Origin of the sequence: Caniella muris (assembly GCF_943193035.1) — a bacterium.
Taxonomy (GTDB): Bacteria; Actinomycetota; Coriobacteriia; order Coriobacteriales; family Atopobiaceae; genus Granulimonas; species Granulimonas faecalis.
In genome coordinates, this window is sequence record NZ_CALPCK010000002.1 from 1 (window position 1) to 21,018 (window position 21,018).

Consider the following 21,018-nt stretch of genomic DNA (forward strand, 5'->3'; position numbering starts at 1 on the left):
CGGTGGGAGAGCAGGACGCCGCCGACCAGCGACGGGCGCGGGACAGCGCGAGCACCGAGGGGCCCTCCGGGGCCCCTCTCGCTTTTCGGGGGGCGCCGGCGAGCGATGTGAATCTGAGAGGGCAGGTCTTCGACCCGCCCTCTCTTGTTTTCAATGGGCTTGCAGAGCCGTCGGGCAATGGCCCTCCGGGCGTCGGGGGCCGCTGCCCCAAGGGGCCGTAGGGCCCTTCTCAGTGCCGCAAACTATATGTTCGCGTGCTTCTTATGCATAGAAGTATATCGATATACGCGTGGGGGCTTCCTGCCGCCGGCCGATGTCGGAGCCGTGTCAAATTCCACTTGTGATGAATATGACTGAACTGACTCTGAATGCACTTTGGTCACTTCCCGGGGTTAACTGCCCTGATAGTGAAGTTGCTAATGGATAAACAGGGCAATGGAACGGGCTGCATCAATATGGATAAGATTTCCCCCCGGCGCCGTGCTTTCAGGGCTTTAACAGACGTATTGTTCCTCGTGCATCTTTGCCGACCTGAGAAGAGGAACCCATGTCCGAGCCTAGCCCCCGCCCCGTCCCTGTCGAGGAGCGCCTGAGCGACCTGCTCCTCTCCCGGCTCCCCGTCGGGGTCGTGGCCGCCCCCGTCCCGGAGAGGCCCCGGGTAGAGCGCTCCGGGCTCGTCTCCTCGCTCGTCGCCGACCTCGCCTGCTGCCATCTCGCGTTCTTCTGCTGCAACCCCGGCCATGGGGCGAGTTCGACTGCCGTGGAGACCGCCTACCGCCTCGACGGGGGCAGCCGCCAGCCGGTCTTCCTCGACCTCTCCGGGCTCGCCCCCTCGGCCCAGGCCAACGTCTTCGACGTTGTCGACGACCTCCTGACCGGCGAGGGGATCGACTCGGAGGACGACGAGCTCGCCCTTGTGTTCGACGGCCTCCACGGGCTCGAGGAGCATCACTGCGCCCGTATCGCGAGGATGGTCACGCGCCTGGTCCGCCGCGGCACGGTCCTGCTCCTTGGGTCCTCCGAGTGCGCCCTGCTCTGCGACGCGCTCCCGGAGCACCGCCTCGTGGGCGCCCGCGACCTCCTCGCCCTCAGGTCGGAGCTCGCCTCGTGGGCGCGTGGGCTCGACGACGAGGGCACCCTGCGCGACCTCTTTGCCTCCACCGGCGGCATCCCCTCCCTTGTGGAGGCCCGCGTCATGGCCTCCACGCCCCGGGACGACCCCTCGAGGCGGCTCGCGGCCTACCGCCGACGGCGGGCCTCCCTCCTGCTGGACGCTGTCACGTGCCGGCTCATCGAGGACGAGCGCCGTCTCCGCTGCGCCCTCGTGCTGCTGGGGAGCGGCTCCCTGGAGGAGGTCTCGGCCCTCGGCGTGCCACTCTCCGCGGAGCTCGTGGCGTCGACCCGCGAGGAGTGCCCGGTGCTCGGCATCGACGCCCTGGGTGTGCGCTTCTCGGTGGTGGGGAGCGGACCATGCCCGGCGTCGTGCGTGGACGAGGCCTCGTGGCGCTACCCCGACCTCGTCTTCGAGGCCGTCCAGCGGCTGGTGTCCCGGGGCGCCCTCTCCCAGGCCATCGCGGTCGCGGCGAGGTGCGTCGACTCCATCGACATGCTGTCGGTCGCGGCCGCCTTCCCCGCCGAGATCCTCGATGCGGGCGGCGCCTCGCTGCTCCGCTCCACCCTGGCGGCCTCGGCGTCGGACGGCTGCGACGGGCCCGACCTCCGCCGCGTGCGGTCCGCGCTCGCGGCCGCCGAGGGGTCCGGGGCCGACCTTTCCGAGCAGGTCCTGGGGTCCGGCCCCGCGGCCGACCAGGTGCGGCTCCTCGGGTGCGTCCGCGACCTCTACGGCACGGGACCGGGGCTCCCCTGGCGGTGCGGGGACGGCGCCCGCGGGGAGGGTGGCGTGACGTCGCTGGTGCGCGAGGCCACGCGCACCAGGCTCGCGGCGCACCTGCGGGCGCGCACGCACATCCTGTCGGGGGCGTTCGGGGAGGCCCTCAGGGTGCTCGCCCGCGAGGAGGGTCGGGAGGACGGCGGCTCCACCCTGGGCGGGGCGCTCGTGGCCGTCGACTCCTACGTCTGCGCTCGGCTCCTGGGCAAGGTCGTCTCCCTTGGCGAGAGGGCCGCCCTCGCCGACGCGCTGGCGTTCCTGAGGACCTCCGTGCCCGAGCCCTGGGGCGTCTACGAGGAGGCGCTCTGCTGGGTCGCCGACACGGCCTGCGGCGCCTCCGCGGGCCGCGGGGGCGCCATGGAGGCGCTGGCGGCGGCCGAGGGGCACGGGGACGGCGCCGTGGCGTCGCTGGTCAGGTGCGGCATGGCCCTCGGGGAGCTGGCCCGCGGCGAGCTGGACGACGCCGTCGCCCACGCCCATGCGGCGCTGGAGGGCCAGGGCGGCCCGTGGGTGTCGCGGTGCTGCTCGCTGACGGTGGCCGTGGTCTCGATGCTCCGCGGCGAGGAGGGCGGCGCCGGGGCAGACTGGGGCGGCGGGCCCCTCGGGGCGGCCGCCGAGGCCGTGGCCTGGGGGCTCGGGGGCACGCGCGACGCGGCCCGCGAGCGGCGGATCAGGTCGCTCCTGGCGTCCCAGGGGTGCGATGCGGCGTCCGCGCTCCTCGTCGGCGCCGCCCTCTCCCTGGGCCGGGAGGGGGCCGACGGCCTCTGGCGGCTGCTGCCCGAGACCTGGCGCGGCGCCATCAGGGCAAGGAGGGGGTGGGCCGACCGGGCCGCCCCGGAGGGGGAGCGGGCCGCGGTGCGGGTGGCGGTGCTCGGCGGCCTCCGCGTGACCGTGGACGGGCGAGAGGTGCCCCCGTCCTCGTGGCGGCGGGGGTCCGCGCAGCTCCTGGGGTACCTCGCCGTCCGGGAGGGGCACCGGGCCTATCGCAACGAGGTCCTGCCCACCTTCTGGCCGGACCGCGGCCAGGAGGCCTGCCTCCAGGCCTTCTACCAGATGACGTCGGCCGTGCGCCGCGCCGTCGGCCGGGCCCGGGAGGGCGAGCCGGTGGTCGCGTGCCGGAACGGCGTCGTGGCGCTCTCGGAGCGGCTCGTCGAGTGCGACATCGACGAGCTGCGTGCCGCGTTGGCGGCGGTGTTCGGCCCGGGGTCCGACGAGCGGCGCGTCGACGCCGCGCTGAAGGCCATGGCGCTCTACTCCGGCGGCCTCCACGTGCCCGACGCGGGGCCCGGGTTCGAGTTCTTCGCCGCGGAGCGGGACCGCCTCGAGTGCCGTTACGTGGACGCCCTCGTGCGGGGCGCCTCGCTCTCCGCGGGCTGCTCCCGTGAGCACGACGGCATCGTGCTCGCCCAGGCGGCCTACGGCCTCTGCCCCGCGAGGGACGACGCCGCGGCCTCCTACGTGCGCATGCTCATGGCCGCCCACCGCTTCTCCGAGGCGGCCCAGGTGTGCCGGGAACACGAGAGGACGGTCGAGGGGGTCTACGGGGCGCCGCCGAGCCCCGAGCTCTCGGCTCTCGCGAGGGAGGTCGACCGGAGGATCAGGGGGCTGTGCCAGACCGTCGAATAATCGATTGTTGTAGGTGTGTAAATATGGCACTACGAGGGGGAATGAGGTAGTCTGCATGAAGCTTGAAATACTGCCGCGGAAGCGCCCTCTCGGTCGGAGCCCCGTCGGCTATGGCTATAGTGGTATGGCGGCGCGGCGTCTATCGGCCCCGCGCCCCGTCAAGAACAAAGGGTAGGTGCCTATGGCTGGACTGTTCTCGAAGATCCTGTCGATGGGATCCGATAAGGAGCTCAAGGAGTTCCAAAAGATAGCCGACCGCGTCAACGGTCTTGCCCCCACGTACGCCGACAAGAGCGACGAGGAGCTCGCGGCCATGACGCCGCTGCTCAAGGAGCGCCGCGCCAACGGCGAGTCCCTCGACGACCTGCTCCCCGACGCCTTCGCGGCCGTCCGCGAGATGTCCGACCGCGTCATCGGCATGCGCCACTTCGACGTGCAGGTGGTGGGCGCCGTCGCGCTGCACCGCGGCATGATCGCCGAGATGAAGACCGGCGAGGGCAAGACGCTCGTCTCCACCCTCGCGGGCTACCTCAACGCCCTCGACGGCAAGGGCGTCCACATCGTCACGGTCAACGACTACCTCGCGCGCCGCGACGCCCAGTGGATGGGCCGCCTGTACCGCGCCATGGGCATGAACGTGGGCCTGCTCCAGAACGGCATGCCCCTGGGCGACAAGCACCCCGCCTACGCGGCCGACGTCACCTACGGCACCAACTCGGAGTTCGGCTTCGACTACCTGCGCGACAACATGGTCACCCAGGCCTCCCGCCGCGTGCAGCGCGGGCACCACTACGCCATCGTCGACGAGGTCGACTCCATCCTCATCGACGAGGCGCGCACGCCCCTCATCATCTCGGGCGCCGGCACCAAGTCGGCCTCCATCTACCGCGACTTCGCCCGCGCCGTGAAGGGCCTCGTGGCCGACGAGGACTACGAGCTCGACGAGGCCAAGCACACCATCATGGCCACCGACGAGGGCCTCAAGAAGATCGAGGGCCGCCTCGGCATCGACAACATCTACGGCGACATGGCCGGCCAGCTGGTGAACCACCTCCAGCAGGCCCTCAAGGCCGAGTACATGTTCCACCGCGACCAGCAGTACGTGGTCACGGGCGGCGAGGTGAAGATCGTCGACGAGTTCACGGGCCGCATCATGGAGGGCCGTCGCTACTCCGAGGGCCTGCACCAGGCCATCGAGGCAAAAGAGGGCGTCAAGGTCCTCGAGGAGAACCAGACGCTGGCCACCATCACGCTGCAGAACTACTTCCGCCTCTACGACAAGCTCTCCGGCATGACGGGCACCGCCATGACCGAGGACGGCGAGTTCCGCGAGATCTACAAGCTCCCGGTGCAGGAGATCCCGCCCAACCGCCCCGTGCGCCGCGTGGACCTCGACGACCAGATCTACCGCACGGTGGACCACAAGTTCGCCGCCGTGGCCGACGACATCGAGCGCCGCCACGCCAAGGGCCAGCCGGTCCTTGTGGGCACCGTGACCATCGAGAGCTCCGAGCGCCTGTCCGACACCCTCGACCGCCGCGGTATCAGGCACGAGGTCCTCAACGCCAAGTTCCACGAGCGCGAGGCCCAGATCGTGGCCCAGGCCGGCCGCGAGGGCGCCGTGACCATCGCCACCAACATGGCCGGCCGAGGCACGGACATCCTGCTCGGCGGCAACCCCGAGGTGCTCGCCGAGGACATGCTCGTGGCCGAGGGCGTGGAGCTCGAGGAGGCCACGCAGGAACAGCGCGACGACGCCCTCGCCCGCGCCAAGGCCGTGTGCTCCGAGGAGCGCGAGCACGTGGTGGAGGCCGGCGGCCTCTGCGTCATCGGCACCGAGCGCCACGAGTCACGCCGTATCGACAACCAGCTCCGTGGCCGCTCCGGCCGTCAGGGCGACCCCGGCGAGACCCAGTTCTACCTCTCCCTCGAGGACGACCTCATGCGCCTGTTCGGCGGCGACCGCATGGACCGCATCGGCGCCATGATGCAGCGCTACGACATGCCCGACGACATGCCGCTCCAGGCCAAGATGGTCTCCAAGGCCGTCGAGAGCGCCCAGCGCAAGATCGAGGAGATCAACTTCGGCATGCGCAAGAACGTCCTCGACTACGACGACGTCATGAACCAGCAGCGCCAGGTCATCTACGCCGAGCGCAACCGGATCCTCGACGGCGAGGACCTCGTGGGCCACGTCCAGGAGGTGCTCGACCAGACCTGCGAGACCGCCGTGGACGAGTTCTGCCCCGGCAAGGACGTGGAGGGGTGGGACCTCGACGGCCTCCGCGGCTGGCTCGAGGAGCTCACCGGCAGGAAGGACATCCCCGAGCTCGACGCCGACCTGGACCGCGAGCGGATCCTCTCCATCGTCCGCGGCTACGTGTCGGACCTCTACGCCCAGCGCTCGGAGGCCCTCGGCGCCGACGTCATGGCCGACCTCTCCCAGCAGGTGATGCTCCGCGTCATCGACCAGCGCTGGATGACCTACCTCCAGGAGATGGACTACCTCAAGACCGGCATCGGCCTGCGCGGCTTCGGCCAGCGCGACCCGCTGGTGGAGTACAAGCAGGAGGCCTACCGCGCCTTCCAGGCCCTCGTGAACGCCATGTACGAGGACTACATCCGCACGCTCCTGCGCATCGAGGTCTCCACCAGGCCCCAGCCCGAGCCCGAGCGCGACAACCTCGCCGGTGCCACGTTCTCCGGGCCTGCCGAGGTCGACGGCGACCAGGGCGACCGCCCCCGCGGCCGCATCGCCGCCACGAGCAACATCGCCCGCGACGGCAAGGACCGCGAGCCGGCCAAGCCCCGCCCCTACGTCAAGGCGGAGTCCGGCGACCCCTACGCCGGCGTGGGTCGCAACGACCCGTGCCCCTGCGGGTCGGGCAAGAAGTTCAAGAACTGCCACGGAAAGAAGCACTAAGTGAGCGAAGAAGCCACCACGGCGGACCTCGGCCTCCTCTCGGCGCGCCTTGAGGAGGTCGAGGGCTATCTGCACCTCGATGAGACCCGCGAGCGCATCGCCCGCCTCGAGCGGGAGAGCGCGGCCCCCGGGTTCTGGGACGACGCCGACGGCGCCAGGGCCGTCATGGAGGCCCTGGCCCGCGACCGCGACGACGTGGCGGCCTTCGAGGCCGCCCGCTCGCTGCTCGAGGACGCCCAGGCGGCCCTCGAGCTCGGCGACGAGATGGACGACGACGACCTGCGCGAGGAGTCCCAGGCCCTGGCCGAGCGGCTCTCCTCGAGCCTCTCGGAGCTCGAGCTGTCCAGCTGGTTCACCGACGACCTCGACCACGGCGACGCCATCGTCACCGTCACGCCCGGCCAGGGCGGCCTCGAGGCCCAGGACTGGACGGAGATGCTCTTCCGCATGTACCTGCGCTACTGCGAGCGCCGCGGCTGGAGGGTGGACGTCAACGACGCCCCCGCGGGCGACGTCATCGGCCTCGACCGCGCCACGTTCACCGTGAGCGGCAAGAACGCCTACGGCATGCTCCGCGCCGACCAGGGCGTCCACCGCCTCGTGCGCATCTCGCCCACTGACGCCAAGAAGCGTCGCCAGACCACCTTCGCGGGCGTCGAGGTGCTCCCGGTGCTCCCCGACGACATCGAGGTCGAGATCGACCCCTCCGACCTCAGGATCGACGTCTATCACGCCTCGGGCCCCGGCGGCCAGGGCGTCAACACCACGGACTCCGCGGTGCGCATCACCCACCTGCCCTCGGGCATCGTGGTCACCTGCCAGAACGAGCGCAGCCAGATCCAGAACAAGGCCAGCGCCATGCAGATCCTCAAGGCCCGCCTCTACGAGCAGGAGAAGGCCAGGCGGGAGGCCGAGCTCGACGAGCTGCGCGGCCCCAAGCACGAGATCTCGTTCGGCAACCAGATCCGCAACTACGTGCTCTACCCCTTCCAGCTGGTGAAGGACACCCGCACCGGCATCGAGACCGGCAACGTGTCGGCGGTGCTCGACGACGGGGACCTCGACCAGTTCATCGTCGGGTATCATCGGTGGGCGGTGTCGCAGCAGGCGGAGTAGGGGGTTCCATGGGCGGTGGGGTCGATGTCAGGAGGGTCGCGCGAGACGTCGTCCTCATCGTCGTGGGATCGGCCCTCTACGCCTTCGGCGTGGACGCCTTCGCCGTCCCCGAGGGCCTGGCCGCCGGCGGGGTCACGGGTCTTGCCACGGTGATCTACGCCGTGGGGGCCGAGCACGGCCTCTACCTTCCCGTGGGCACCCAGACCTTGATCATGAACGGCCTGCTCATGATCCCGGTCATCCGCACCGGCGGCCTGCGTTACGCCGCCCGCACCATCGGCGGCATCGTTGCGAGTTCCCTGTTCATCGACCTGTTCGCCCCGGTGGTGCCGCCGCTCGGCGGGGGCGACCTCCTGCTCTGTGCCCTGTGGGGCGGCGTGATATGCGGCGTGGGCCTGGGCCTCGTCTTTCGTACCGGCGGCAACACCGGCGGCACCGACATCGTGGCCCAGCTCGCCAACCGCCGCCTCGGCATCCCCGTGGGCACCGCGTCGGTGATCGTGGACGCCCTCATCGTGCTCGTCTCCATCCCGGTCTTCTCGCTCTCCAACGCCCTGTACGCCATGGTGATGATGTATCTCATGTGCAGGGTCCTCGACGCCGTCATCGACGGCCCGAGAAGCGAGCGGGCGGCCTGGATCATCTCCCAGAACCACGACCGGATCGCCAACGCGGTCATGTACTCCCTCGGCCGCGGCTGCACCGAGGTCTCGGCCCGGGGCGTGTGGTCGGGCAACCCCAAGCCCATGCTCCTGGTGATCCTGTCCAACCGCGAGGTGGGCATGCTCAAGGAGATCGTCTCCGACGCCGACCCGGAGGCGCTCATGATCATCTCCGAGGTCCACGAGGCGTTCGGCGAGGGCTTCGAGGGCATGGGGCGTCGCTGACCCTCTGGAAATGCGGTGGTCGGGCTTCTTTGGCGCTACCGTGGGTACCATGTGTGTAAGGTATGCCCTTTGGAATGGGCCATGGCCCGGCGGTCGTGACCGGGCGGATAAGGAGATTCGAGATGTACAAGGCGCTCGTTGCGTGCAGGGCCGGCATGGGCTCTTCGATGATGCTCAAGATCAAGGCCGACCAGGTCATCAAGGAGAACGAGCTCCCCATCGTGACCCAGCACGGGTCCCTCGACTCCATCGCCGACTTCAAGGGCGACCTCATCCTCACGCAGTCCGACTTCGCCGACAGGGTGGACACCCACGGCGTCTACGTCGCCTCGGTGGACAACATCCTCGACAAGGACGAGATCAAGGCCGTCCTCGAGGGTTTCCTCGCCACCCGTCAGGGCTAGGCCCGGGGCGCCCGCCCCTTCTGCCCATCCGATGAAAGGCCACATAGGCAACCCCGGCCTCTGATAGGCTATGGGCGCACGTCACACACGCACGACAAAAGGAGCACCACGTGGCCAATCACTTCCGCAGCCCGGATGCGGAGCCGGACAAGTCGCCGGCGCCGCGCCCCGCTGCCCCCGACACGGCGGACGCGCCCGCCGACGGGGCCCCCGCCGCGAACGAGGGCCTCGAGCCCGTCGTCGTGGAGACGGCCCACGCGCCCGCCCGCGAAAGCGCCTTCGACCCCACCAACGAGCCCGGCTTCACCAGCGTCTTCGCGCCGCTGCGCCCCACCGACGAGGACGAGAGCCATATCAACCGCTCGGGTGCGCCGACCATCTCCATGCGCGACGTCACCAAGATCTACCCCGCGCAGCCCAACAAGCCGGCCCTCGAGAACGTCTCGCTGGACATCTACCCCGGCGAGTTCGTCTTCCTCGTGGGCCACTCCGGCTCGGGCAAGTCGACCTTCATCAAGCTGCTCACCCGCGAGCTCAAGGCCACCAGCGGCAAGGTGATCGTGGCCGGCCAGGACCTCACCACCATGCGCAACTGGAAGGTCCCGTACCTGCGCCGCCAGATCGGCTGCGTGTTCCAGGACTTCAAGCTGCTGCCCGACAAGACCACCTATGAGAACGTGGCCTTCACGCTCGAGTGCATCGGCAAGCCCCGCTCCGTGGTCAAGGCCCAGGTCCCCGAGGTGCTGCGCCTCGTGGGCCTGCAGGAGAAGATGGACATGTACCCCGACCAGCTCTCCGGCGGCGAGCAGCAGCGCGTCTCCGTGGCCAGGGCCATGGTCAACCGCCCGCCGCTGCTCATCTGCGACGAGCCCACGGGCAACCTCGACCCCGCCATCTCGCTCGGCATCATGAAGCTGCTCGAGCGCATCAACCGCACCGGCACCACGGTCCTCATGGCCACCCACGACCGCGAGATGGTCGACTCCATGCGCAAGCGCGTCATCGCGCTCGAGGCCGGCCATGTGGTCCGCGACCAGGAGAGGGGAGGCTACGGCTACTATGGCGCCCTCTAACTTCGGCTACTCCCTGCGCGAGGCCGGGCATCACTTCCGCAGGAACCTGTCCACGGCCCTCGGCGCCGTGGTCACCATCTTCCTTTCGCTCTTCATCATCGGCGTCTTCGTCCTCGGCAGCTCCATCGTCAACAACATGGTGGGCTCCGTGGAGGACAAGGTCACCATCCAGGCGTTCCTCTCCGACGACGCCGCCCAGGACAAGGTGGACGCGCTCCAGAAGTCCGTCCAGGGCTGGGACAACGTCGAGTCGGTGACCTACAAGTCCAAGGACGAGGCCCTCGAGGAGTACCGCACCACCATGTCCAACAAGAACGCGGCCGCGGCCGTGGACGCGCTGGACGGCCAGAACCCGGTGCCCGCCTCCCTCGTCATCAAGCTCGACGACCCGCAGCAGGTCTCGGCCACGGCCGACAAGCTCATCGCCGACCCCTCGTTCGCCGAGGTCTGCGACGACACCGACAACCCGGCCGCCTCGGTGCAGTACGGCCAGGAGACCGTCGAGCGCCTCTTCTCGGTGGCCAACTACATCCGCGTCATCGCCGTGGTGCTGGTGATCATGCTCACGTTCGTGGCCTTCGTGTTCATCAACAACACCATCCGCCTGGCCATCTCGGCCCGCCGCCGCGAGATCGCCATCATGCGCCTCGTGGGCGCGTCCAACGGCTTCATCCGCGGGCCCTTCCTCATGGAGGGCGCCCTCGAGGCCCTCATCGGCGCGCTGCTGTCCATCGGCGCCCTGCAGCTGGTCCTCTCCGTGGTGCTGCCGCGCCTCGAGAGCAGCCTGCAGTTCCTGGCCATCACGGTCGACCCGGCCATCGTCGGCTTCACCTACGCGATCCTGCTCGTGGTGGGCCTCGTGATCGGCCTGTTCGGCTCGGCCATCGCCATGGGCCGCTACCTCAAGGTGTAGCCCGGGCGGCCCCCGTATGGGGTAAGAACGGACAAGAGCGACAGGTGCGGCCCGCGCTGAGCGCGGGCCGCTTTGTTTGAAGGAGGGGTTCCCATGGCCAAGGGGAGGAAGGGCTCCAACCGGCGCAGGCCGCCCAAGACCAGGCCCAAGCACCGGAGCGCCCTCATCGGCACCATCCGGGTGGCCCGGCCCGGCGTGGCCGAGGTCGAGACGGCGGAGGGCACGTTCCCGGTGGCCCGGGGCGGCATCCGCGAGGCCATGAACGGCGACACCGTGGGCGTGACCCTCTCGCCGGCCCATCACGGGCCCGGCAAGATGGCCCGGGTGCAGACCGTCGTGACCCGCGCCACGACCTCGTTCGTGGGCATCTACGGGCGTCTGGACCCCCTCGGCGCCGTCACGCCCCTCGACGAGCGCATCCGGCGGGACTTCTTCGTGCTGCCGGACGACCGCAGCGCGGGGCGGCTGGGGGTGGGGGACGGCGACCTCGTGCGGGCCCGGATCCTCACCTACCCGTCCCGCGGGGAGGCCGGTGTGGTCACCCTCGACGAGCGGCTGGGCTCGCCCGACGACGTGGACGTGGACATCGAGGCGGTCATCGCCCGCCACGACCTGCCGCGCTCGTTCCCGCCCTTCGTGGAGCGGGAGGCGTCCTACGTGAGGGCGGGCATCGAGGAGGCGCTGTCCGAGCCCGGGCGCCTGGACCTCCGCGACGTCCCGTGCGTCACGGTGGACCCCACGGGCGCCCGCGACTACGACGACGCCGTCTTCGCACGCCGCACCGAGCGCGGCTACGAGGTGTCGGTCTCCATCGCCGACGTCACCCACTACGTGGGGCCCGGCTCCGCGCTCGACTCCGAGGCGGCGTCGCGCACCTGCTCGGTGTACCTGGCCGACCGCGTGCTGCCGATGCTGCCCGAGGCGCTGTCCTGCGACGTCTGCTCCCTCGTGCCGGGCATGGACCGCCTGGCCATGAACGTCACGGTGGAGCTCGACCGCGGCGGCGCGGTGACCGGGTCGCCGCGCATAGCGCCGGCCGTCATCCGCTCGCGGGCCCGCTTGGAGTACGGGCAGGTGGACGCCCTCCTCGGCGGCGGGTCCGAACCCCGGGACCTGCCCGTGGCCGAGGGCGACCCGTCCGTGGTGGCCGAGTCGCTCGCCGTGCTCGACGAGGTGGCCTACCGGCGCAGGGTGCTCCGGCACCGCCGGGGCGCCATCGACTTCGCCTCGAGGGAGTCGAAGGTGACCGTGGACGCCGACGGCCGCCCCGTGGGCGTCACCGTGCGCCGCCCCACCGCGGCCACGGAGCTCGTGGAGGAGGCCATGCTTCTCGCCAACGAGGCCGTGGCGGCCGAGCTGGCCGGGCACTCCGTGGCCACGGCCTTCCGCGTGCACGAGCAGCCCTCCCCGGAGGACCTCGCGCGCGTGGTGCCGGTGCTCAAGGAGTTCGACCTCGTGGACGCCGCCCAGGCGGCGGCAGTGGCCGCGGGCGACCCCTTCGCCATCGAGGGGGTGCTCGAGCGCGCGGGCGGCACCGTGGCCGAGACGCTCGTCTCCACGCTGTTGCTCCGGGCCATGAAGCGGGCCATCTACCTGCCGCGCAACGACGGCCACTACGCCCTCGGCGCCAAGGCCTACTGCCACTTCACGAGCCCCATCCGCCGCTACCCCGACATCCTCGTGCACCGCGCCCTCAAGGCCCTCGCCCGCGGGCGCCTCTCCACGCGGGAGTGGCGCGCCGCCGAGCGCCTGCTGCCCCAGCGGTGCCGCGACTGCTCCGACGGCGAGCGCCGCGCCGCCGCGGCCGAGCACGAGTCGCAGGCCATCAAGATGGCCGAGTTCTACGCGGGGCGCATCGGCTCGGTGGAGGGCGGCGTCGTGAGCGGCTGCGAGCGCTTCGGCCTGTTCGTGACCCTGGACGACACCGGCGCGGACGGCCTCGTGCCCGTACGGCGCCTCGGCGACCAGTGGTTCACCTACGACGAGCGGCGCCTCACGCTCACGGGCGAGGAGGACGGCACCCGGTGGGGCCTCGGCGACCGGGTGCGGGTGCGCGTGGAGGACGTGGACGTGCCCCGGGGACGCATCGACTTCACCCTGGCCGACGACGGAGGGGTGCCGTGCCACAATGGGTGCGGCCACAACGGAGAACGGGAGTCTTAGATGGACCTCAGCCAGATGACGGCCGACCTCGTGCAGGCCGAGATGCTGCTCGCGGCCGGTCAGGCCGAGCAGGCGGAGCCCATGCTCACCGCCATGGCGGCCGACGCCGAGGAGTACGTCGACCGCAACTGCCACACCACCGACGAGGTGCAGTGGTTCAGCTTCCCCACGGTCTTCGACCGCCTCGCCTACCGGCGCGTGGAGCGCGACCCGCGTCGCCTCGAGCAGGTGGGGGAGCCCCTGGACCGCCTCTACGGCGACCTCGCCTTCGCCCTGGTGAACCTCGGCGACTACGACCGCGCGGCCGAGGCGCTCAAGCAGGCCGTGCGCTGGAACCCCATGGGCTGCGGCTACCGCCTCGACCTCGCCGAGCTCTACCGCATCAAGGGCGACATCGACGAGTGGCTGGCCCTCACCTTCTCGGTGTTCGCCCGCGCCAGCGAGGCCCAGCACCTCGTGCGCGCCTACTGCAACTTCGCCCGGCACTTCGAGGAGACTGGGCGCCTGCGCACGGCGGCCGCCTGCCTCAAGAGCGCCCAGAACCTCTCGCCGGACGACGCCGCCCTCGGGAAGATGGTGGACGCCGCCCGCGGCACCGACGGCGACCCCGACGCCCTGACCCGCCGGGAGGCGGCCGAGCTCGTGGAGGCCGAGGGGCTGCCCGACGGCGCCAACGCCGAGATCGCCGTCTGCCTGCTCATGTGCGCCACCGACGCCGCGGACGCCGGCGACCGCAACCTCGCGGCGTCGCTCACCCTCCGTGCCCGCGACCTCGTGGGCGCCGAGGCCTGCGCGCTGCTCATCGACGTCATCCGTTCCACGGACGACGGGGAAGGGGGAAAGTGATGGCCTCTCCCGCCAAGGGCGGAAAGAAGAAGGGACCCTCTATCAAGGTCCTCGCCAAGAACCGCACCGCCCGCCACGAGTACTTCATCGACGAGACGTTCGAGGCCGGCATCGTCCTCACCGGCAGCGAGGTCAAGAGCCTCCGCGAGCGCTCCGCCCAGATCACGGACGCCTTCGTGCTCGTCCGCGGCGGCGAGGCGTGGCTCCACGGCATGCACATCCAGCCCTACAGCCACACCGGCGCCTGGGGGCAGGACCCCGACCGCAAGCGCAAGCTCCTGCTGCACCGCCGCCAGATCGACTACCTGGCCGGCAAGCTCAAGGTCAAGGGCGTCGCCCTCGTGCCCCTCGAGCTCTACTTCGACGAGCACAACCGCGTGAAGCTCCGGATCGGCCTCGCGCGGGGTAAGAAGCTCTACGACAAGCGCGCCGACATGGCCAAACGCGACTCCGACCGAGAGATCGCCCGGGCACTCAAGGAGCGCAACCGACGTATATGAGCGGCGGCGGGCCGGCGCCCGCACCCGCCCGGAAAGGGGGAGCCATGGTGGATCCCACCGTCATGTTCAAACACTCCTACGGCCTGTACATCGTCTCGTCCAAGGACGAGGAGGGCGCCGCCGCCTGCCTCGTCAACACCGTCACGCAGGTCACGGCCGACCCCATCCAGGTCGTCGTCTCGGTGAACAAGGACAACGTCACCTGCGGCCGCATCGCCGCCAGCGGGCACTTCGCCGTGACGGTCCTCGACGAGTCGGCCGACATGCCCTTCATCGGGCGCTTCGGCTTCCGCAGCTCCACCGACATCGACAAGTTCGAGGGGCTTTCCTGCGCCACCGACGAGTTCGGCGACGTCTACACCACCGACCACTGCTGCGGCATGTGCGCCTGCGCCGTGCGCCAGACCGTGGACGCGGGGACGCACCTCGTGTTCCTCGCCGAGGTCGTCGAGACGCGCGACCTGGGCGACGGCACGCCCATGACCTACAGCTACTACCACACCACTCTCAAGGGCAAGACCCCGCCCAAGGCCGCCAGCTACGTGGCCGACTGACCCGGCCCAAGGTTTGCGGGCTTACGCGCCCGTGCGGCTACGGGGCGTGCCGCGGGGTATCTAAAGACAAAGCCGGACCCGCCGGCACGTCGCCACGTCAAAAAAAGGAGACATCATGGCTGATGAGAAGAAGACCTACACCTTCCGCTGCACCGTGTGCGGCTACGAGGTCACCATCGACGAGCCCGAGCTTCCCGAGGACTACGTCTGCCCCGTGTGCGGCGTGGGCCCCGAGCTCTTCGAGCTCGTCGAGGAGGATTAGCCCTGCCTGCGGGTCCGGCCCTGTGCTAGACTCGTTCTTCCTTCGGGGGCGACTGGTTTCGACTGGATGGTCCTGAGGTGGGAAGCAAGCCGTGGTCTCCTCGCCACGTTAAACAGGGGTACCGTCAAATTCAATTGACGACACTGAGTTCTCTGGGCAGTATGCCCTCGCTGCTTAGTCTTAACTAACCAGCGCGCCGAGCACGGGCTCGCTCCTGGCCCGTGCAAGGTGTCATCTTAGGGAGATGCGCCTGCGGACGTGGTCGGTATGCCGCAGGCTAAGATAGAACCGACTGGAGCCGGGTGCGTGGGCCACCGTACCAGCCCGGCTCGAGACCCGATCGGTGGCTGAGCTTGGAGATGCCCGCCAGGGGGCCATGTAGGACCGGAGTTCGATTCTCCGCGCCTCCACCAATGGCAACGCGGCCCTGCGCCAGACCGTGGCGCAGGGCCGCTTTTTGTGTCGGTCGGGTTCCGGTGCGCGGCCCGGGCTCAGCCGGTCTGGCCCGTCGCGCGGGCGGGCCGGTTGCGCTGGGACGTGAAGCAGAGCTCGAAGAAGCCGGGCACCTGCCGGGTCTCCGTGTACTCGATCATGATGCCGGTGCCGTCGTAGGCGTTGCAGCGCATGACGGCCATGGCGTTGAGGCCCCCGAGGTCGAGGAGCGCCTCGTCGACGGCGTTGGTGCGCTCGACGGTCACCACGCGCTTGCTTGTGACGATCCGGATGCCCAGATCCTCCTCGAGGTAGCGGTAGACCGACCGGTCGACGATGGCGGGGGTGAGCCCGGGCACGCTGGACGAGAGGTAGAAGCTCTCGTCGGTGCCCACGGCCACCCCGTCGGCGTAGCGTACGCGCAGGATGTGCGTGAGCCCGCTCGACCGGGAGAATCCCGTGAGGTGCGCGAGCTCCTCGTCCGCGATCACCTGTTCGAGCACGACGGTGCGCGTCTCGGGGACGAAGCCCCGGCGCGCGCCCAGCTCCTGGTAGGTCTCGAGGCCGTTGTCCTCACGCTCCCTGGGACTCTCGTGCAGCGGGTTGTAGATCACCCGCACGCCCTTGCCCTGCATGGGCTGCACGTACCCCTCGGCTGACAGCTGGGACAGGGCCCGGCGCACCGAGCTCCGCGAGCAGTCGAACCGCTCCGTGAGCGCGTGCTCGGACGGTATGAACGACTGGTAGGGAAGGCGGCCGCTCACGACCTCGTCCTTGAGGGTGGAGTAGATCTGTCGGTAGATGGCCTTGGGCACGGCGGGTTCCTCGGAAGAAGGACGATTACTTTCAGCACCCAGCATACTCTACCTGTGTCTAACTTATTCGTACAACGCTTGCCGGGAGAATACGACCGTTCACCCTGGTTCCCCTTAAGTTGGCAACTTATACGAACAAGTTGCTGCACCATGAATGCGTGCCTTGTACGAACAAGTAATGCCCCGTGGCGCCGCGGGGCCCGTGCGAGGCGGCGGCCCGAGGGCCGCCAGTAAAAGACATCGCACGACAGACAAGAAAGGGGGATGCCCGAGATGATGGAGAAGATCCAGAAGTTCGGTGGGGCCATGTTCACCCCGGTGCTGCTGTTCGCCTTCGCCGGCGTGGTCATCGGGTTGGGGACGCTGTTCACCACCGAGGTCATCTTCGGCCCCATGGCGGCGGAAGGCACCATGTGGTACGGCGTCTGGAACGTCGTCCTGCAGGGCGGCTGGACCGTGTTCAACCAGCTCCCGCTCCTCTTCGCCGTGGCCCTGCCCATCGGCCTGGCCAAGAAGCACAACGCCCGGTGCTGCATGGAGGTGCTCGTCGGCTACCTCACGTTCAACTACTTCGTCGCCACCATGCTCTCCCAGTGGGGCGGCTTCTTCGGCGTCGACTACTCCCTCGAGACCGGCAACACGAGCGGCCTGGCCATGATCGCCAGCATCAAGACGCTCGACATGGGCATGATCGGTGCCCTCGCCATCTCCGGCATCATCATCTGGATCCACAACCGCTTCTTCGAGTTCGAGCTGCCCGAGTGGCTTGGCGTCTTCTCCGGGTCCACCTTCGTCTACATGGTCACGTTCTTCGTGATGCTGCCCGTGGCCTTCCTGGCCTGCCTCCTGTGGCCCCATGTCCAGGACGGCATCCGCATGTTCCAGGGCTTCGTGGCCACCACGGGCATCTGGGGCGTGGGCCTGTTCGCCTTCCTCGAGCGCGCCCTCATCCCCTTCGGCCTGCACCACCTGCTCTACAGCCCGTTCTACTACGACAACGCCGTGGTCAACGGCGGCATCTACGCCGCGTTCGCCACCGACCTGCCGCGCATCGCCGCCTCCGGCGCCTCCCTCAAGGAGCTCGCCCCCTACGCGGCCTTCACGTGCTCCAGCTGGTCCAAGATCTTCGGCTGCCCCGGCATCGCGCTGGCCTTCTACGCCACCGCCAAGCCCGAGAAGCGCGAGGAGCTGCTCGGCCTGCTCATCCCCATCACGCTGACGGCCATCGTCTGCGGCGTGACGGAGCCCATCGAGTTCACGTTCCTGTTCATCGCGCCGGCGCTCTTCGTGGTCCACGCGGTGCTCGCCGCGGTGCTCGCCATGGTCATGAACCTCATCGGGTGCGTGGGCGTCTTCTCGGGCGGCCTCATCGAGATGGCCTCCCTGAACTTCATTCCCCTCATGGCCAACCACTGGCAGACCTACCTGCTCGCCCTCGTCGTGGGCCTGTGCTTCACCGGCGTCTGGTTCGTGGTCTTCCGCTTCCTCATCCTGCGCTTCGACTTCAAGACCCCCGGCCGCGAGGACGACGAGGAGGAGGTGAGGTTCCGCTCCAAGGCCGAGTACCGCGCCGCCAAGGACGGTTCCACCGACGCCGTGATCGCCTCCGTGGACCAGAGCGACCCCTTCGCCGTGACCGCGGCGGCGGTGCTCGAGCTGCTGGGCGGCAGGGACAACATCGAGGACGTCACCAACTGCGTCACCCGGCTGCGCGTCACGGTCAAGGACGAGAGCCTCGTGGCCGACGACGTGGACTTCAAGTCCATCGGCACGAGCGGGTGCGCCAAGAACGGCCGCGCCATGCAGGTGATCATCGGCCTCAACGTGCCCAAGGTGCGCGACCGCTTCGACGCGCTGCTCGACTCCTAGGCCCCTCCCGAACCCTCCCGGGGCGCCGCCCGTGGCCACCGCGGCGCCCCGCCCTCCCAGACCCGTGGCCGAGATTGGATGTGCCCCATGGCTAAGAAGAGCTACTCCGTCGTCATCGCCGGCGGCGGCTCCACCTTCACCCCCGGCATCGCCCTCATGCTCCTGGAGGAGCACGACCGCTTCCCCGTGGACCGCGTCGTCTTCTACGACAACAACGCCGAGCGCCAGGAGGCCGTGGCCAAGGCCTGCGAGATCTACTTCAAGGAGAACGCCCCCGAGCTCGACTTCTCCTACACCACCGACCCCGAGGAGGCCTTCACCGGGGTGGACTTCGTCCTCGCCCACATCCGCGTGGGCCTCTACGCCATGCGCGAGCTCGACGAGAAGATCCCCCTCAAGCACGGCGTGGTCGGCCAGGAGACCTGCGGTGCCGGCGGCATCGCCTACGGCATGCGCTCCATCGGCGGCGTCTTCGAGATCCTCGACTACATGGAGAGGTACAGCCCCGACGCCTGGATGCTCAACTACTCCAACCCCGCCGCCATCGTGGCCGAGGCCTGCCGCATGCTGCGCCCGAACTCCCGCATCATCAACATCTGCGACATGCCCATCGACCTCATGGACAAGATGGCCCACATGTGCGGCATCGCCGACCGCCGCGAGCTGCAGTACAGCTACTACGGCCTCAACCACTTCGGCTGGTTCACCGAGATCTTCGACAGGGACGGCAACGACCTGATGCCCCAGATCAAGGAGCACATGGCCAAGAACGGCTACATGGACGGCTTCGAGACCTCCGGCGACAAGGCCCAGCACATCGACGAGTCCTGGGTGCACACGTTCGGCAAGGCCAAGGACGTCTACGCCGTCGACCCCGAGACCATCCCCAACACCTACCTCAAGTACTACCTGTTCCCCGACTACGTGGTGGAGACCTCCAACCCCGAGTACACCCGCGCCAACGAGGTCATGGACGGCCGCGAGAAGAAGGTCTTCGGCGCCTGCCGCGAGATCATCGAGAAGGGGACGGCCGTCGGGTCCGACTTCGAGGCCGACGCCCACGCCACCTACATCGTCGACCTTGCCTGCGCCCTCGCCGAGAACACCCTCGAGCGCTTCCTGCTCATCGTCCCCAACGACGGCGCCATCTCGAACTTCGACCCCACCGCCATGGTGGAGGTGCCCTGCATCGTGGGTAGGAACGGCTACGAGAAGATCTGCCAGGGCCAGATCCCGCAGTTCCAGAAGGGCATGATGGAGCAGCAGGTCTCCGTGGAGAAGCTCGTGGTCCAGGCCTGGGCCGAGGGCAGCTACCAGAAGCTCTGGCAGGCCCTCACCCTCTCGGCCACCATCCCCTCGGCCAAGGTGGCCAAGGACGTCCTGGACGACCTCATCGAGGCCAACAAGGACTTCTGGCCCGAGCTCTCGTAGGGTCGCCCCCGCCGGCACCGGCGTGTCGGCGGCGGTTACGGTAACAACGGTGGGGCCGGCGGGTGCGACCGCCCGTCGGCCCCGTGTGAGACGGCGCCCCCGGCGCCCGAGGAGGAGGCACACCATGGCATCCAAGAACCGCGCCCGGGAGGCGCGGCGCGGCACCAGGCTCGACCCGGCCCGCTCCGCCGCGGCCCCGGTGGCGGCGGAGACGGCGCCGGCCGGCCGTCCGGACTCCTCCCGCGAGCGCCTCACCCGGCGCTTCTTCACGGGGGTCGAGATCCTGCTGGTGGTGGCCCCCTTCGCCGGGCTCGCCGTGGCCGGGTCGCTCAACCTGGACGCGGCGGGCGTCTCCAGCCTTAAGGACCTCATGGCCCAGGACCCGCGCTTCATGGTGAGCTTCCTGGCGGCCTGCGTGCAGCCCTTCGCCGCCTATATCGTCCACATCGCCTACCGCCACTACCGCGACGGCGACGGCGGCTACGCGCTGGGCAACCTGGTGGGCGTCCTCTGCGCCGAGATGCTCATGCAGAGCATCCCCGGCGTGGCGGGGCTCGCGCTGCTCCTGTGGCGCGTGTGGCGACCGGCCGCCCCGGAGGGCGTGGCCTGGCGCAGGCGGCGCGGCGTCGGCGGGGTCCTCGCCGACGTGTCGGGCTCCGTGGTCGTGGTGCTGCTCGCCGCCGTCTGCGCCTTCGCGAGCTGGCGGCTCAACAACGGTTAGTTCAAGGGAGGGCGGCCCGGGCCGCCGAGACAGGGAGAGGAAGAACCTATGGGACTGTTCGATCGCGTGTTCAAGGGGGCCGGCAAGGCGCAGAAGGCATCCGAGGGGCCCCGCGTCCTCTCACCGGCCGACGGCGAGCTCGTGGCCATCGAGTCGGTGGCCGACCCGGTCTTCGCCGAGAAGACCATGGGCGACGGCGTGGCGATCGTGCCCGTGGGAGGCCCGCTCGCGGCGCCCGTGGACGGCACCCTCTCGGCGCTGTTCCCCACGGGGCACGCGTTCGGCGTGGAGGCCGGGGGCCTCTCGGTCATGGTCCACGGCGGCATCGACACCGTGGACCTCGAGGGCGCGGGCTTCGAGGTCGCGGCCGCCCAGGGCGACGCCGTGACGGCCGGCCAGACCGTGGTGACCATGGACGCCGACGCCGTGCGCGCCGCCGGCTACGACCCAACCGTCATGGTGGTGGTCCTGGAGGCGCCCGCCGGCATGACCATGCGCAAGCGCGAGCCCGGCCCCGTGAAGGTCGGGGAGCCGGTGATCTGGTTCGAGTAGCGGGCGCGGCGCCTGAAGGGGCGGTCGGGGCGACGATGCCCTG

The 21,018-nt window shown here is 69.6% G+C and carries 17 protein-coding genes and 1 other RNA gene; 17 read left to right on the forward strand and 1 reads right to left on the reverse strand.

Going from position 1 to position 21,018, the window contains the following annotated elements:
- Positions 1–547: 547 nt before the first annotated feature.
- From NFR49_RS07095 to ssrA, 13 genes are all read left to right on the forward strand, one after another.
- The gene (locus tag NFR49_RS07095) at positions 548–3,514 is read left to right on the forward strand and encodes an AfsR/SARP family transcriptional regulator (RefSeq protein WP_251158955.1); all 2,967 of its coding nucleotides are present in this window, start codon (positions 548–550) and stop codon (positions 3,512–3,514) included.
- Positions 3,515–3,695: 181 nt separating this feature from the next.
- Entirely contained in the window at positions 3,696–6,437 is a 2,742-nt protein-coding gene (gene secA / locus NFR49_RS07100) for a preprotein translocase subunit SecA (protein ID WP_251158956.1), read from the forward strand.
- On the forward strand, positions 6,438–7,553 hold the full coding sequence (prfB, locus tag NFR49_RS07105; protein ID WP_251158957.1) for a peptide chain release factor 2: 1,116 nt from the start codon (positions 6,438–6,440) through the stop codon (positions 7,551–7,553).
- An 8-nt stretch (positions 7,554–7,561) separates the two neighbouring features.
- Positions 7,562–8,440 carry a YitT family protein gene (locus NFR49_RS07110; protein WP_251158958.1) on the forward strand — a complete coding sequence of 293 codons (879 nt, stop codon included), beginning with the start codon at positions 7,562–7,564 and terminating at the stop codon, positions 8,438–8,440.
- 122 nt (positions 8,441–8,562) lie between these two features.
- A complete protein-coding gene (locus NFR49_RS07115) occupies positions 8,563–8,844 on the forward strand; it encodes a PTS sugar transporter subunit IIB (protein WP_251158959.1) in 282 nt (93 codons plus the stop codon).
- A gap of 110 nt (positions 8,845–8,954) precedes the next feature.
- The gene (gene ftsE, locus NFR49_RS07120) at positions 8,955–9,917 is read left to right on the forward strand and encodes a cell division ATP-binding protein FtsE (RefSeq protein ID WP_251158960.1); all 963 of its coding nucleotides are present in this window, start codon (positions 8,955–8,957) and stop codon (positions 9,915–9,917) included.
- Positions 9,904–10,830 carry a permease-like cell division protein FtsX gene (gene ftsX, locus NFR49_RS07125; protein WP_251158961.1) on the forward strand — a complete coding sequence of 309 codons (927 nt, stop codon included), beginning with the start codon at positions 9,904–9,906 and terminating at the stop codon, positions 10,828–10,830. The genes ftsE and ftsX overlap by 14 nt, the downstream gene beginning before the upstream one ends.
- A 93-nt stretch (positions 10,831–10,923) precedes the next feature.
- Entirely contained in the window at positions 10,924–12,993 is a 2,070-nt protein-coding gene (locus NFR49_RS07130) for a ribonuclease R family protein (RefSeq protein WP_251158962.1), read from the forward strand.
- The gene (locus NFR49_RS07135) at positions 12,994–13,839 is read left to right on the forward strand and encodes a tetratricopeptide repeat protein (RefSeq protein ID WP_251158963.1); all 846 of its coding nucleotides are present in this window, start codon (positions 12,994–12,996) and stop codon (positions 13,837–13,839) included.
- On the forward strand, positions 13,839–14,339 hold the full coding sequence (smpB, locus tag NFR49_RS07140; RefSeq protein WP_135978898.1) for an SsrA-binding protein SmpB: 501 nt from the start codon (positions 13,839–13,841) through the stop codon (positions 14,337–14,339). Before NFR49_RS07135 ends, smpB begins: the two co-directional genes overlap by 1 nt.
- 44 nt (positions 14,340–14,383) lie before the next feature.
- Complete coding sequence (locus NFR49_RS07145) at positions 14,384–14,893, forward strand: flavin reductase family protein (protein ID WP_251158964.1); 510 nt, start codon at positions 14,384–14,386, stop codon at positions 14,891–14,893.
- 115 nt (positions 14,894–15,008) lie between these two features.
- Entirely contained in the window at positions 15,009–15,155 is a 147-nt protein-coding gene (locus NFR49_RS07150) for a rubredoxin-like domain-containing protein (RefSeq protein ID WP_135978899.1), read from the forward strand.
- A 44-nt stretch (positions 15,156–15,199) separates the two neighbouring features.
- Positions 15,200–15,568: a transfer-messenger RNA gene (gene ssrA, locus NFR49_RS07155) on the forward strand.
- A gap of 78 nt (positions 15,569–15,646) precedes the next feature.
- On the opposite strand, the gene NFR49_RS07160 is transcribed toward ssrA, so the two are convergent.
- Positions 15,647–16,402 (reverse strand): GntR family transcriptional regulator, encoded by a 756-nt coding sequence (locus tag NFR49_RS07160; RefSeq protein WP_251158965.1) that lies wholly within the window; start codon positions 16,400–16,402, stop codon positions 15,647–15,649.
- Positions 16,403–16,675: 273 nt separating this feature from the next.
- Between NFR49_RS07160 and NFR49_RS07165 the strand changes: the two genes are divergently transcribed.
- The 4 genes from NFR49_RS07165 to NFR49_RS07180 all read left to right on the forward strand — a co-directional run bounded on the left by NFR49_RS07165 (position 16,676) and on the right by NFR49_RS07180 (position 20,975).
- A complete protein-coding gene (locus NFR49_RS07165; protein ID WP_251158966.1) occupies positions 16,676–18,271 on the forward strand; it encodes an alpha-glucoside-specific PTS transporter subunit IIBC in 1,596 nt (531 codons plus the stop codon).
- 87 nt (positions 18,272–18,358) lie between these two features.
- Positions 18,359–19,702 (forward strand): 6-phospho-alpha-glucosidase, encoded by a 1,344-nt coding sequence (locus NFR49_RS07170; RefSeq protein ID WP_251158967.1) that lies wholly within the window; start codon positions 18,359–18,361, stop codon positions 19,700–19,702.
- A 124-nt stretch (positions 19,703–19,826) separates the two neighbouring features.
- Positions 19,827–20,423, forward strand: coding sequence for a hypothetical protein (locus tag NFR49_RS07175; RefSeq protein WP_251158968.1), 597 nt, complete (start codon positions 19,827–19,829; stop codon positions 20,421–20,423).
- Positions 20,424–20,471: 48 nt separating this feature from the next.
- Entirely contained in the window at positions 20,472–20,975 is a 504-nt protein-coding gene (locus tag NFR49_RS07180; RefSeq protein WP_251158969.1) for a PTS sugar transporter subunit IIA, read from the forward strand.
- Positions 20,976–21,018: the final 43 nt, after the last annotated feature.

Excerpts from the sequence above, each read along its gene's own strand:
- smpB (WP_135978898.1), top strand. The coding sequence starts at position 13,839 with ATGGCCTCTCCCGCCAAGGGCGGAAAGAAGAAGGGACCCTCTATCAAG.
- NFR49_RS07115 (WP_251158959.1), top strand. The coding sequence starts at position 8,563 with ATGTACAAGGCGCTCGTTGCGTGCAGGGCCGGCATGGGCTCTTCGATG.
- NFR49_RS07145 (WP_251158964.1), top strand. The coding sequence starts at position 14,384 with ATGGTGGATCCCACCGTCATGTTCAAACACTCCTACGGCCTGTACATC.
- NFR49_RS07150 (WP_135978899.1), top strand. The coding sequence starts at position 15,009 with ATGGCTGATGAGAAGAAGACCTACACCTTCCGCTGCACCGTGTGCGGC.
- NFR49_RS07180 (WP_251158969.1), top strand. The coding sequence starts at position 20,472 with ATGGGACTGTTCGATCGCGTGTTCAAGGGGGCCGGCAAGGCGCAGAAG.
- secA (WP_251158956.1), top strand. The coding sequence starts at position 3,696 with ATGGCTGGACTGTTCTCGAAGATCCTGTCGATGGGATCCGATAAGGAG.
- NFR49_RS07130 (WP_251158962.1), top strand. The coding sequence starts at position 10,924 with ATGGCCAAGGGGAGGAAGGGCTCCAACCGGCGCAGGCCGCCCAAGACC.
- NFR49_RS07170 (WP_251158967.1), top strand. The coding sequence starts at position 18,359 with ATGGCTAAGAAGAGCTACTCCGTCGTCATCGCCGGCGGCGGCTCCACC.
- ftsX (WP_251158961.1), top strand. The coding sequence starts at position 9,904 with ATGGCGCCCTCTAACTTCGGCTACTCCCTGCGCGAGGCCGGGCATCAC.
- NFR49_RS07165 (WP_251158966.1), top strand. The coding sequence starts at position 16,676 with ATGATGGAGAAGATCCAGAAGTTCGGTGGGGCCATGTTCACCCCGGTG.
- NFR49_RS07095 (WP_251158955.1), top strand. The coding sequence starts at position 548 with ATGTCCGAGCCTAGCCCCCGCCCCGTCCCTGTCGAGGAGCGCCTGAGC.
- NFR49_RS07175 (WP_251158968.1), top strand. The coding sequence starts at position 19,827 with ATGGCATCCAAGAACCGCGCCCGGGAGGCGCGGCGCGGCACCAGGCTC.
- NFR49_RS07135 (WP_251158963.1), top strand. The coding sequence starts at position 12,994 with ATGGACCTCAGCCAGATGACGGCCGACCTCGTGCAGGCCGAGATGCTG.
- NFR49_RS07110 (WP_251158958.1), top strand. The coding sequence starts at position 7,562 with ATGGGCGGTGGGGTCGATGTCAGGAGGGTCGCGCGAGACGTCGTCCTC.